The 11,648-nt window shown below is 74.4% G+C and carries 11 protein-coding genes; 6 read left to right on the forward strand and 5 right to left on the reverse strand.

What is annotated here, in order from left to right:
• Window positions 1-33 precede the first annotated feature (33 nt).
• A complete protein-coding gene (locus IE241_RS00475; RefSeq protein WP_190019541.1) occupies window positions 34-711 on the forward strand; it encodes a thymidine kinase in 678 nt (225 codons plus the stop codon).
• On the opposite strand, the gene IE241_RS00480 is transcribed toward IE241_RS00475, so the two are convergent.
• A complete protein-coding gene (locus IE241_RS00480) occupies window positions 686-1,543 on the reverse strand; it encodes a VOC family protein (RefSeq protein WP_190019542.1) in 858 nt (285 codons plus the stop codon). The two genes, IE241_RS00475 and IE241_RS00480, sit on opposite strands and share 26 nt — an antisense overlap.
• A gap of 293 nt (window positions 1,544-1,836) precedes the next feature.
• Between IE241_RS00480 and IE241_RS00485 the strand changes: the two genes are divergently transcribed.
• The gene (locus tag IE241_RS00485) at window positions 1,837-2,673 is read left to right on the forward strand and encodes a sulfurtransferase (protein ID WP_190019543.1); all 837 of its coding nucleotides are present in this window, start codon (window positions 1,837-1,839) and stop codon (window positions 2,671-2,673) included.
• Window positions 2,674-2,924: 251 nt separating this feature from the next.
• On the opposite strand, the gene sepH is transcribed toward IE241_RS00485, so the two are convergent.
• On the reverse strand, window positions 2,925-4,010 hold the full coding sequence (gene sepH, locus IE241_RS00490; RefSeq protein ID WP_190019544.1) for a septation protein SepH: 1,086 nt from the start codon (window positions 4,008-4,010) through the stop codon (window positions 2,925-2,927).
• Window positions 4,011-4,358: 348 nt separating this feature from the next.
• Between sepH and IE241_RS00495 the strand changes: the two genes are divergently transcribed.
• Window positions 4,359-5,465 (forward strand): hypothetical protein, encoded by a 1,107-nt coding sequence (locus IE241_RS00495; RefSeq protein WP_190019545.1) that lies wholly within the window; start codon window positions 4,359-4,361, stop codon window positions 5,463-5,465.
• Between the two features lie 183 nt (window positions 5,466-5,648).
• On the opposite strand, the gene IE241_RS00500 is transcribed toward IE241_RS00495, so the two are convergent.
• Together IE241_RS00500 and IE241_RS00505 are read right to left on the reverse strand one after the other, a co-directional pair.
• Window positions 5,649-7,004 carry a D-arabinono-1,4-lactone oxidase gene (locus tag IE241_RS00500; protein ID WP_190019546.1) on the reverse strand — a complete coding sequence of 452 codons (1,356 nt, stop codon included), beginning with the start codon at window positions 7,002-7,004 and terminating at the stop codon, window positions 5,649-5,651.
• On the reverse strand, window positions 6,955-8,235 hold the full coding sequence (locus IE241_RS00505) for an MFS transporter (RefSeq protein WP_190019547.1): 1,281 nt from the start codon (window positions 8,233-8,235) through the stop codon (window positions 6,955-6,957). The genes IE241_RS00500 and IE241_RS00505 overlap by 50 nt, the downstream gene beginning before the upstream one ends.
• Window positions 8,236-8,379: 144 nt before the next feature.
• Between IE241_RS00505 and IE241_RS00510 the strand changes: the two genes are divergently transcribed.
• Complete coding sequence (locus IE241_RS00510; protein ID WP_190019548.1) at window positions 8,380-9,507, forward strand: ferrochelatase; 1,128 nt, start codon at window positions 8,380-8,382, stop codon at window positions 9,505-9,507.
• Window positions 9,508-9,521: 14 nt separating this feature from the next.
• A complete protein-coding gene (locus IE241_RS00515; protein ID WP_190019549.1) occupies window positions 9,522-10,322 on the forward strand; it encodes an inositol monophosphatase family protein in 801 nt (266 codons plus the stop codon).
• A gap of 143 nt (window positions 10,323-10,465) precedes the next feature.
• On the opposite strand, the gene IE241_RS00520 is transcribed toward IE241_RS00515, so the two are convergent.
• Window positions 10,466-10,633 (reverse strand): hypothetical protein, encoded by a 168-nt coding sequence (locus IE241_RS00520; RefSeq protein WP_190019550.1) that lies wholly within the window; start codon window positions 10,631-10,633, stop codon window positions 10,466-10,468.
• Window positions 10,634-10,994: 361 nt separating this feature from the next.
• On the opposite strand from IE241_RS00520, the gene IE241_RS00525 reads away from it, so the two are divergent.
• Window positions 10,995-11,648: a response regulator transcription factor gene (locus tag IE241_RS00525; RefSeq protein WP_030368611.1), complete on the forward strand. Its 654-nt coding sequence runs from the start codon at window positions 10,995-10,997 to the stop codon at window positions 11,646-11,648.

Consider the following 11,648-nt stretch of genomic DNA (forward strand, 5'->3'; position numbering starts at 1 on the left):
ACGTCCCGACCTATGAAAGGCATTGGCTTCCCCATGCCCGAGCTGGTGTTCTTCTCCGGAACCATGGACTGCGGAAAGAGCACCCTCGCTCTGCAGATCGAGCACAACCGCTCGGCCCGCGGCCTGCAAGGGATGATCTACACCCGCAACGACCGCGCCGGCGAGGGCAAGCTCTCCTCCCGTCTCGGCCTGGTCACCGACTCCGTCGAGGCGGGCGAGGGCTTCGACTTCTACGCGCACATCGTCGCCCACCTCTCCGCGGGCGGCCGCGCCGACTACGTCATCGCCGACGAGGCGCAGTTCCTCGATCCCGCCCAGGTCGACCAGCTCGCCCGGATCGTGGACGACCTCGAACTCGACGTCTTCGCCTTCGGCATCACCACCGACTTCCGCACCAGGCTCTTCCCCGGCTCCCGGCGCCTGGTCGAACTCGCCGACCGCATAGAGGTGCTGCAGGTCGAGGCGCTGTGCTGGTGCGGTGCGCGGGCCACGCACAACGCCCGTACGGTGGGCGGCCAGATGGTCGTCGAGGGCGCCCAGGTGGTCGTCGGCGACGTCAACCAGCCCGAGACCGTGGTCGGTTACGAGGTGCTGTGCCGGCGCCACCACCGCCGCCGGCTGACGGCCGCCGCGGCCCGCGCCGCGGCGCTCTCTCCCGACGTGCTGCCCGTCGACCCCGCCCCCGTCAACGGGCCGTCCGCAGAAGGGTGAAGACCGCGCCCTCGGGGTCGGCGACGGTGGCCACCCGCCCGGCCGGCGCCTCGTGCGGCGGCCGCAGCACCCGGCCGCCCAGCTCCACCGTCCGCAGGGCGGCGGCATCGGTGTCGGCGACCTCGAAGTACGTCATCCAGTGCGGGCCCCGCTCGCGCGGCAGCGCCGCGCCGACGCCCCGGATCGCGGCGACCGGACGGCCGTCGAGCTGCAGCGTGAGGTAGTCGCCGGGGTCGGGCTCCGCCGTGGAATGCGCCGGCGCATCCGCCGTGGGGTGCGCCGAGCGCGCGGCGTCGGCCGGCTTGACGTCGTAGCCGAACAGAGCCCGGTAGAAACCGGCGACCGCCGACGCCCGGCGGGTCACCAGCTCGTGCCAGGCGGGGGTGCCGGGCACCCCCGCCAGCTGGGCGCCGGTCAGCTTCTGGCCCTGCCACACCCCGAAGGGCGCCCCCGCCGGGTCGGAGGCGAGCACCAGCCGCCCCGCATCCCCCGCGGACAGCGGGCCCACCCCCACCGTCCCGCCGGAGCAGCGGATCCACTCCGCGGCCTCGTCGGCGTCGTCACTGGCGAGGTAGGTGGTCCAGGCGGTCGGCAGCCGGCGGCCGGGCGCGAGCTCCCCGAGGCCGGCCACATCCCGCCCGTCGACCGTGGCGCGCACATAGGGGCCCAGCTGGCGCGGCCCGGGGCTGTAGAAGGCCCAGCCGAACAGACCGCCGTAGAAGTCCTGGATCGACTCCAGGTCGTGCGCCAGGAGACTCGTCCAGCACGGGCTGCCCGGCGCCTGCCGGACCTCCCCCGCTCCTGGCCGGGGGGAGCCCCAAACCTCGGTCATGTCACTCTCTCCTCGGACCATCGTGGTGGCCGCGCGTCCCGCGCCGGACCGCGGCGCGCGGGGGGTGGTACGGGACGGGGCACGACCAGATGGTTGCACCACCTGCCGTCACGCGCCCCCCGGCCGCGCCGGGATTCCCGGGTTCCCGCAGGAGAATGCCCGGAATCGCGGGGCAGTACCGTTCCGGCGCCTAAGCGCGCCTCGGTGAACGGCGGCGCCCAGTATCGATCAGTTGTGCGCGACCTCGCCAGAGGCCCGTTCGACGCACGCCGGACTACGTCAGGATGGGGGCCATGAATGCCATCATCTCCGCAGTCGAACTCATGGACGCGTCGGCCGGCGGGCAGCCGCCCGTCCTGCTGGACGTCCGCTATCAGCTCGGCGGCCCGCCCGGCCGGCCGGAGTACGAGGCGGGGCACATCCCCGGCGCGGTCTACGTGGACCTCGAAGGCGAGCTCGCCGGGCCGGCGGGCCGGCAGGGGCGGCATCCGCTGCCCGGCCTCGACGCGTTCGGCGCGGCGATGCGCAGGGCGGGCGTCGGCTCCGGCGGGGACGTCGTCGTCTACGACGGGGGGCAGGGCTGGGCGGCCGCGCGCGCCTGGTGGATGCTGCGCTGGGCCGGGCATCCGTCCGTGCGCGTCCTGGACGGGGGCCTCGCGGCGTGGCGGGCGCAGGGCGGGGAGGTCACGGACGAGCGGACGCCCGCGCGCGAGGGCGACTTCGTACCGGCGCCGGGGGCGCTGCCGCTGCTCGACGCGGACGGTGCGGCGGCGCTGGCCCGCCGCGGGCTGCTGCTGGACGCCCGCGCGGGGGAGCGCTACCGGGGCGAGGTGGAGCCGATCGACGCCGTGGCCGGGCACATCCCGGGTGCGGTCTCCGCGCCGACGACGGAGAACGTGGCCGCGGACGGGCGGCTGCGCCCCGCGGCCGAACTGGCCGCCCGCTTCGGCGCCCTGGGCGCGACGGACGGCACGGAGGTGGGCGTCTACTGCGGCTCCGGCGTCTCCGCCGCGCATCAGCTGCTCGCGCTGGCCGTCGCGGGCGTTCCGGCGGCCTTGTACGTGGGGTCGTGGAGCGAGTGGTCGTCCGACCCGTCGCGCCCTGTCGCCACGGGGCCCCAGCCGGGCTGAGCCGGCGGCCTGGCGGCCCGGCGTGTGATTCCGCGTCAGAGGCAGCACGGCACCGCCGGGCACGGCCGTTGTGGCTTGGCGCCGCTGCGGCGGGGAGGGGGCGCCGGGCGCCGGCATCCGTACGGCCGGTCGATCGACGGCGCCGAGCCGACCGCATGAACGGCCTTCCGGCCGGGCTTCGGCCCGTGCGCGCTGCCGTCGGCGCCCCCGGCCGGAGCCGGGGGCCTGACGGGTGGTCACTGCCGTAGCGGTTACTCCTGTTTCTTGCGGCGGGTGCCGAAGACGATCTCGTCCCAGCTGGGGACCGCCGCCCGGCGGCCGGGGCGGACGCCGTCGGCCTCGGCCTGACGGTCCGTCGTACCGATCAGCCGGTCGCGGTGGCCGGCCACGGACCGCGGCATCAGGACATCCGCGTACGCGGCGCCCGCGCTGGCCGCCGGAGCCGGGGGCTCCACCGCCTCCGGATCGTCGGACGGTTCGTCACCCGCCTGCGCGGCCGAGGGCGTTTCCGGGACGACCATGTCGCCCCGGAAGCTGGGGACCGCTTCGAGCAGGCTCGTCAGCGAATCCCGCTCCTTGCCGGGCGGCTCCCCGGACGGCTCGGCGTCCGGCTCGGGAGGGGACGGCGGACCGGAGGACGCGGCCTGCTGCCGGTCCAGCGACCGGTCCAGGGGCCTGTCCCGCGGCAGACGGGCGATCCGGGGCACGAAGGGGAAGCTCGGCTCGGGCGTGTCGTCGGTCTCGCCGATGAGCGCGCGGGCCTCGTCGTCCATCGCTTGAACGATCCGCCTCGGCGGGTCGTACGACCAGCTCGCCGCGCGGGGCTCACCTGCCGCCCGGTAGACGAGCAGGACCTCCCACGTGCCGTCGTCCCGGCGCCAGGAGTCCCACTGCGCGGTGTCCTTCTCGGCCCCGCGCAGCATGAGCCGCTCGGCCACCGCCTCGCCGAGGAGCGGGCCGGTGTTCTCGCCGGGGCGGCGCACCGCCGTCTTGCGGGCGCGCTCGGCCATGAACGCGCGCTCGGCCAGGACCGGGCCCTCGAACCGGCGCACCCGCTCGACGGGGATGCCCGCGAGCTGCGCCACCTCCTCCGCGGAGGCTCCCGCACGTATACGCGCCTGGATGTCGCGGGGGCGGAGATGGCTCTCCACCTCGATCTCGATCTGCCCCAGACGAGCACGGTCGTTGCGCACGGCGGCGCGCAGCCGTTCATCGATGGGAAGGGTGTACTCCGTGCTGTCCGCAGCCTTGAGCACCAGCCGTGTGCCGTCGTTGGAGACGGCCACGACACGCAGTTCGGGCATGGGGACCTCCCGGGTGGTGCCTGCCGACGTCACGTGCGTCGCTGCTTCCGCTAGTCGAGTGTGGCCTGCCCGGGTGCAGCCTGCCACAACATTGCCGAGTTGACGGGGGTGAGAGCCGGTGGGGCCCCGCCCGTTGGGTCCAGGCAGCCGGACGGGACACCGGGGCCAGGGCTCGTCACAGTACTCCATTCGGGCCACTGGGGGTGGAATGGCGCGCCATCGAAGTTCACGCGGGAGAAGGGAGTTGATCGTACCTATCGCGCGCGAAGGCGGTTGCGCGGGTGTCCAGGTTCACACAATCGCCGGAATCGGAACTGTTCGTTACGCTCGAATGTCTCTTCTATCTGCAAGACGGACCCAAGGGCTACACAGAGGCAGGAGATGGACGACAAAGGCGAAAGCGAGGCAAAACAGAACGGCAAGCGTCTGGAGCTGAGCCTCGCGCAGGTCGCCGGCAGCGCCCTCGCGGCGGTGATCGCCGCACTGCTCGCGGGCAAGCTCGGGGTGTACGGCACGGTCATCGGCGCCGGCGTCGTGAGCGTCGTGGCCACGTCCGGTGGCACGATCTTCCAGCACCTGTTCAAGCGGACCGGCGAGCAGCTCCGCGAGGCGACCACGCAGGCGGCGGCACCGAAGCTGCGGCAGGTGCCCGTGCAGGACGCCGGCCGGGCCGTCGGCCGTGCCGCGGCCGTGGCGCAGGACCCCGCGCGCCGCGCCGCGCAGGACGACGCGACCCGGATGCTGCCGCAGGCGGACCCCACGCAGATGCTGCCCCGAGCCGACGCCACGCAGATGCTGCCGCAGGCCGGCGACGAGGCGACGCGGCTGTTGCACGCGGCGTCCCGGTCGCCGGAGCCCGGCGGCGTATACGCGGGCGCGCATCCTGATGCGCGCGCCGACGAACACTCCATTGCGTACACGGACGCGTACACCACGGCCACGACACACGGCACCCGGACGCGCGGCTGGAAGCGCCCGCTCATCGCCGCCGGCGCGGTCTTCGTCCTCGCGATGGGCGCGGTCACCACGGTCGAACTGGTCAAGGGGTCGAGTGCGGACGGTGGTAAGGGGACCACGGTCAGCCAGATCTTCGACGGCGGGAAGTCGCAGAAGAAACAGGACCCGGCGCCCGAGCGCTCCCCGGACCCGGGCCGCTCGCACGACGGCGGCGGCGAGGAACGCGGCACCGGCGGCGAGTCCGGCTCCTCGCCCGGCCCGGACGCCTCCCGCCAGGGCGGCGACACGGGCAAGCAGTCGCCGGACCCGTCGACGTCCCCGTCCTCCGGGGGCTCGACGCCCAGCACCAAGCCGGACCCCACGCCGAACCCCTCCACCTCGCCGGGCGGCGGCACGGGCGGGGACGACAAGGGCGGCAGCGGCACGAGCGGCCAGGGCGGCACGGGTGGCGGGACGACTCCCAAGCCGCCGACGCAGGGGCAGAATGCGGCCGCCGGGGCGGGTTCGCCTGCGGCGGGCGTCGTCTCGTAGGCGCGCGCCCCGTACGGCCGGGCCCGAGCGGGCCCGCCGGGAGTAGTCGGTCGGCTGCAGGTCGTACGTGGCTGGTCGCGCCCGCGCGGCGGAGCCGCAGATCGATACCGCCCCGCGCCCCTTACGGGGCACGGGTGCGACGGTGGGAAGCCGGGCGGGAGGGCGGGTCGCCGGGCCGCAGGCCTACGCGCCCAGCACGCGCCGCAGGTAGTCGTTGCCGAAGACGCGCTGCGGGTCCAGCCGGTCCCGCAGGGCCGTGAAATCGGCGAAGCGCGGGTAGGCCGCCGCGAGGTGTCCGGCGTCGCGGCTGTGGAGCTTCCCCCAGTGGGGCCGCCCGCCGTGCGCCGTCATGATCTGCTCGGCGGCCCGGAAGTAGGCCCGGTAGGGAGCGCCCCGGTACATGTGTACGGCGATGTAGGCGGTGTCCCGGGCGTGGGCCGTGGACAGCGGTATGTCGTCGGCCGGGGCCGTGCGGACCTCGACGGGGAAGGCCACGCGCAGCCGCGAGCGCTCGATCGCGGCCCGCAGCTCGCGCAGCGCCGGTATCGCGGCCTCCCGCGGCAGCGCGTACTCCATCTCCAGGAAGCGGACCCGGCGGGGGCTGGTGAAGACGCGGTAGGGCACGTCCGTGTAGCTGCGGGCCGACAGGGCGCGGCCGGCGAGCCGGGCGATGCCGGGGACGGCGGCGGGGACGGTGCGGCCCACCGTGCACAGGGCGCCGAAGAGGCCGTTCGACAGCAGCTCGTCCTCGACCCAGGCGGCGACGCGGCCGGGAGGGTCCGCGGGACCCGCGCTGCGGTTGTTGCGCTTGGTGATGCAGTTGCTGGTGTGCGGGAACCAGTAGAACTCGAAGTGCTCGTTCTCGGCGACCAGCTGTTCGAATTCGCCGGTGACCCGGTCGAGGGGCATCGGCTCCTCGCGCGCCCGCAGCAGGAACTCCGGCTCCACCGCGAAGGTGACCGCAGTGATCACGCCCAGCGCGCCCAGCCCCAGCCGGGCGGCGGCGAAGACCTCCGGGTTCTCCTCCGCGGAACACTTCAGCACCGAGCCGTCCGCGGTGACCAGCTCCAGGGCGCGGACCTGCGCCGAGAGCGACGCCGAGGCACGGCCCGTGCCGTGGGTGCCGGTGCTGACCGCCCCCGAGACCGTCTGCTCCATGATGTCGCCCATGTTGGCCAGCGACAGGCCGTGCGCCGACAGCGTCGCGTTCAGGTGCCGCAGCGTGGTGCCGGCCCCCACCGTCACCGTGCCGGCCGCGCGGTCGATCGCGTGCAGGCCCCCCAGGTGCTCCGGGCGTATCAGCAGGCCGTCGGTGGCGGCCGCGGCGGTGAAGGAGTGGCCGGTGCCGGCGGCCTTCACCCGCAGGCCGTCCGCCGCGGCCCGTACGACCGCCTCCGCGACCTCGCCCGCGGAGGCCGGGGCCACCGTCCGCGCGGGGTGAGCGGTGACGTTGCCCGCCCAGTTGCGCCACCGGGGCCGCCCGGCCGCCCTAGGCGATGATGCCCTTGCTGAGGTCGTCGTTCCGGTCGTCTCCGTCATGTGCGTCAGACCCTCCCCTTGCCTGCGGCACAGGTCCCCCCGGCCGCTGCGGCGCCGGCCTGCGGAGCCGGCGGTACCCCAGGAACGCGACCGCCGCCGCGAGCGCCCCCGCCACCCCGGACACCGCGTACCCCGCGGCGGCGCCGCGGGCGTCCACCACCCAGCCGGCGGCCGACGAGCCCAGCGCCACGCCGACCGCGAGACCCGTGCTCGTCCAGGTCATGCCCTCGGTCAGCTGCGCGCGCGGTACGTGCTGTTCGACGAGGGCCATCGTCGTCACCATGGTCGGCGCGATCGACAGCCCCGAGACGAAGAGCGCCACGGCCAGGAACGGCAGGCTCCCGACCAGTTGGAGGGGGATCATACTCACGGCCATCGCACACACGCCCACGAGCCAGCGGCGGGCCATGTCCCCGCTCAGGCGCAGCAGTCCGAAAACCACCCCCGCCAGGCAGGAGCCCAGGGCGTAGGCCGCGAGCACCAGGCTCGCCATGCTCTTGTGGCCCTCGGCCTCGGCGTAGGCGACGGTCACCACGTCACAGGTGCCGAAGATCATGCCCGTGGCGACGAACGTCGCCACCAGCACCTGCAGGCCGGGGGAGCGCAGCGCGTGGCCGGTGCCCTGCTGCCCGCGCGGGTGCGGCTCCGGCTCGGTGGTGCGCTGCGCGGTCAGCCACAGGACGCCGATCGCGAGGAAGACGGCGGCCAGCAGCGGGCCCGCCTCGGGGAACCACCGCGTGGACAGGCCGATCGAGAGGATCGGGCCGACGATGAAGCACACCTCGTCCAGGACGGACTCGAAGGCGTAGGCCGTGTGCAGGTGCCCGCTGCCCCGGTAGATCGCCGCCCAGCGGGCCCGCACCATCGACCCCACGCTCGGCACGCAGCCGCCGAACGCCGCGAAGACGAACAGCGTCCAGTCGGGCCAGCGCTGCTGCGCGCTCAGCAGCAGCCCCGCGACGGCGGCCAGGGCCACCAGCGTCGCCGGGCGCAGCACCCGGCGCTGCCCGTACCGGTCGACCAGCCGGGAGATCTGCGGGCCGAGGACGGCGGCGGAGACGGCCCCGGCCGCGGAGACGGCGCCCGCGAGCCCGTAGCGGCCGGTGATCTGGGAGATCATCGTGACGATGCCGATGCCCAGCATCGACAGCGGCATCCGGCCGAGGAGGCCGGCCGCCGAGAAACCCTTGCTGCCGGGGGCGGCGAAGATCTCGCGGTAGGGACTGGGCAAGACGGCTCCCGGTGGGTGTCGATGCGGGGGACGGGACGAGGGTGCCGTAAGGGATGTAGCTGGCCGATACAGCTTACGTGGGTACGTTTGTTCGGCGCACCCGTCATTTCCCGGCAGTCCGTGCAGGGTGGCAGGATCGGACACATGTCGGATCAGCCAGCGCACGCCCCCTACGACGCCCTGCTGTTGCTCTCCTTCGGCGGCCCCGAGGGCCCGGACGACGTCGTCCCCTTCCTGGAGAACGTCACGCGCGGGCGCGGCATCCCCCGCGAACGGCTCAAGGAGGTCGGGCAGCACTACTTCCTCTTCGGCGGCGTCAGCCCGATCAATGGCCAGAACCGAGCGCTGCTCGGCGCCCTGCGCAAGGAGTTCGCCGAGCACGGCCTGGACCTCCCGGTCTACTGGGGCAACCGCAACTGGTCGCCGTACCTGACCGACACCCTGCGCGAGATCGCCGCCGACGGCCGGCGCCGCGTGCTCACCCTCGCCACCAGCGCCTACGCCTCGTACTCCGGCTGCCGGCAGTACCGCGAGAACCTCGCCGACGCGCTCGCCGCCCTGGAGGCCGAGGGCATCACCCCGCCGCGCGTCGACAAGCTGCGGCACTACTTCAACCACCCCGGCTTCGTCCGCCCCATGGCCGACGCCGTCCTCGCAGCCCTCGCCGAGCTGCCCGAGGACGTCCGCGAGGGCGCGCACCTCGCCTTCACCACCCACTCCATCCCCACCTCGGCCGCGGACGCCTCCGGCCCCGCGGACGGCCACGGCGACGGCGGTGCCTACGTCGCCCAGCACCTCGACGTCGCCCGGACCATCGCCGAGGCCGTCCGCGAGGAGACCGGCACGGAGCACCCGTGGCGGCTCGTCTACCAGTCCCGCAGCGGCGCCCCGCACATCCCCTGGCTCGAGCCCGACGTCTGCGACCACCTGGAGGCCGCGCACGGCGAGGGCGTCCCCGCCGTCGTCATGGTCCCCATCGGCTTCGTCTCGGACCACATGGAGGTCAAGTACGACCTCGACACCGAGGCCGCCGCCAAGGCCGCGGAGCTCGGCCTGCCGGTCGCCCGCGCCGCGACCGTCGGCGCCGACCCCCGCTTCGCCGCCGCCGTCCGCGAGCTGGTCCTGGAGCGGGCCGCGAGCGAGCGCGGCGAGCGTCCCGAGCGGTGCGCCCTGGGCACCCTCGGCCCCTCGCACGACCTCTGTCCCGTCGGCTGCTGCCCGGCCAGGGCCCCGCGCCCGGCCGCCGCCGGAGCCGACAGCCCGTACGCGTAAGGAGCACCAGCACCGTGAGCGACACCCTGAAGGCAGAACTCCTGGCCGTGGCCCTAGAAGCCGCCGACCGCGCCGGAGCCCTGCTCCGCGACGGCCGCCCGGCGGACCTCGGGGTCGCCGCGACCAAGACCAGCTCCATCGACGTCGTCACCGAGATGGACATCGCCGCCGAGAAGCTGATCACCGGCTTCCTCGCCGAGCGGCGCCCCGAGGACGGCGTCCTGGGCGAGGAGGGCGCGAGCAGCGAGGGCAGCAGCGGCGTGCGGTGGGTCATCGACCCGATCGACGGCACCGTGAACTACCTCTACGGCCTTCCGTCCTGGGCGGTGTCCATAGCGGCCGAGCTCGACGGCCAGGCCGTCGTCGGCGTCGTGGCCGCACCCATGCGGGGCGAGACCTACCGGGCCGTGCTCGGCGAGGGCGCCTACGAGGGGGAGCGGCGGCTGGCCGTACGCCCCGCCCCCGGCCTCGACCAGGCCCTGATCGGCACCGGCTTCGGCTACCTCGCCGCGCGCCGCGCCTCCCAGGCCGAGGTCCTGCGCTCCCTGCTGCCGCAGGTGCGCGACATCCGGCGCGGCGGCTCGGCGGCGATCGACCTGTGCGACGTGGCCTGCGGCCGGCTCGACGGCTACTACGAGCGCGGGCTCAACCCCTGGGACTACGCGGCCGGCGCGCTGATCGCCCGCGAGGCCGGGGCGCTGACCGGCGGCCGCCCCGGCGAGCCCGCCTCCACGGAGCTGACCGTGGCGGCCCCGCCCGTGCTCTTCGAGACGCTGCAGGGGCACCTGGAGGAGCTGGGGGCCTGGCAGGGCTGAGTCCCGCCGCCCGCCCCCTTCCGGGACCTCCGGATTTCCGGACCTCCGGACCTCCGGGCTTCCGGACCTCCGGGCTTCCGGACCTCCGGACATGACAGTGCCCCGGCGCCGCTCGGCGCCGGGGCACTGCCGTCGGATCCGGCTCAGGCCGCGGTGACCTCGACGCCGTGTTCGGCGGCGAGACGGTGCAGGTCGTCCAGGGCGGACTGCTCCACCTCGGCCGTGTACTCGTCGCCGAGCCTGCGGGCCTGGTCCCGTTCGCTGCGGGTGCTCTCTATGCGCTGCAGAATGCCAGCGGTGAACGCGTCCATGGTGCTGCGCCCCCTCGTCGTGGGTCGATGGCACGGGGGTGTGCCGACGGCGAATCGATCACGCCCCTGCCCCGGCGCGGGCGGGACGGGCCGTGGTGGCATACCGCCACTGGGCGTGATCGCGGGTGTGCAGACGTCTTCCCCAACGCCGTCCGCGGGGAAACCTCCCGACCGGAACCAATCCCCCCACCCGACCGGAAACCGCTCCGGAGCCCGCCCCGGCGGCGATCCGGAATGCCCTGCCGGCAGGTCGGCCCCGGCGCCCCTTACAGCCGGTTTACCGACGTTCGAGGCAGGATGGAGACACCCACAGGGGTATCTCCAGCCTGCCCGCCCGGGCCCAAAGGGAAGGACCAACGCCGTGCGCGTACTCGTCGTCGAGGACGAGCAGCTGCTCGCCGATGCCGTCGCCACCGGACTGCGCCGGGAGGCCATGGCCGTCGACGTCGTGTACGACGGTGCCGCGGCCCTCGAGCGCATCGCCGTCAACGACTACGACGTGATCGTCCTCGACCGCGACCTGCCGCTCGTCCACGGCGACGACGTCTGCCGCAAGGTCGTCGAGCTCGGCATCCCCACCCGCGTCCTGATGCTCACCGCCTCCGGCGACGTCAGCGACCGCGTGGAGGGCCTGGAGATCGGCGCCGACGACTACCTCCCCAAGCCCTTCGCCTTCAGCGAGCTCACCGCCCGTGTGCGGGCCCTCGGCCGCCGTACGACGGTCGCCCTGCCGCCCGTCCTGGAGCGCGCCGGCATCAAGCTCGACCCCAACCGCCGCGAGGTCTTCCGCGACGGCCGCGAGGTGCAGCTCGCGCCCAAGGAGTTCGCCGTCCTGGAGGTCCTCATGCGCAGCGAGGGCGCGGTCGTCTCGGCCGAGCAGCTGCTGGAGAAGGCCTGGGACGAGAACACCGACCCCTTCACCAACGTCGTCCGGGTCACCGTCATGACCCTGCGCCGCAAGCTCGGCGAGCCCCCGGTGATCGTCACCGTGCCCGGCTCCGGATACCGGATCTGA

Origin of the sequence: Streptomyces hiroshimensis, assembly GCF_014650335.1 — a bacterium.
Classification (GTDB): domain Bacteria; phylum Actinomycetota; class Actinomycetes; order Streptomycetales; family Streptomycetaceae; genus Streptomyces; species Streptomyces hiroshimensis.

Excerpts from the sequence above, each read along its gene's own strand:
- IE241_RS00475 (WP_190019541.1), top strand. The coding sequence starts at position 34 with ATGCCCGAGCTGGTGTTCTTCTCCGGAACCATGGACTGCGGAAAGAGC.
- IE241_RS00480 (WP_190019542.1), bottom strand. The coding sequence starts at position 1,543 with ATGACCGAGGTTTGGGGCTCCCCCCGGCCAGGAGCGGGGGAGGTCCGG.
- IE241_RS00485 (WP_190019543.1), top strand. The coding sequence starts at position 1,837 with ATGAATGCCATCATCTCCGCAGTCGAACTCATGGACGCGTCGGCCGGC.
- IE241_RS00495 (WP_190019545.1), top strand. The coding sequence starts at position 4,359 with ATGGACGACAAAGGCGAAAGCGAGGCAAAACAGAACGGCAAGCGTCTG.
- IE241_RS00500 (WP_190019546.1), bottom strand. The coding sequence starts at position 7,004 with ATGACGGAGACGACCGGAACGACGACCTCAGCAAGGGCATCATCGCCT.
- IE241_RS00510 (WP_190019548.1), top strand. The coding sequence starts at position 8,380 with ATGTCGGATCAGCCAGCGCACGCCCCCTACGACGCCCTGCTGTTGCTC.
- IE241_RS00520 (WP_190019550.1), bottom strand. The coding sequence starts at position 10,633 with ATGGACGCGTTCACCGCTGGCATTCTGCAGCGCATAGAGAGCACCCGC.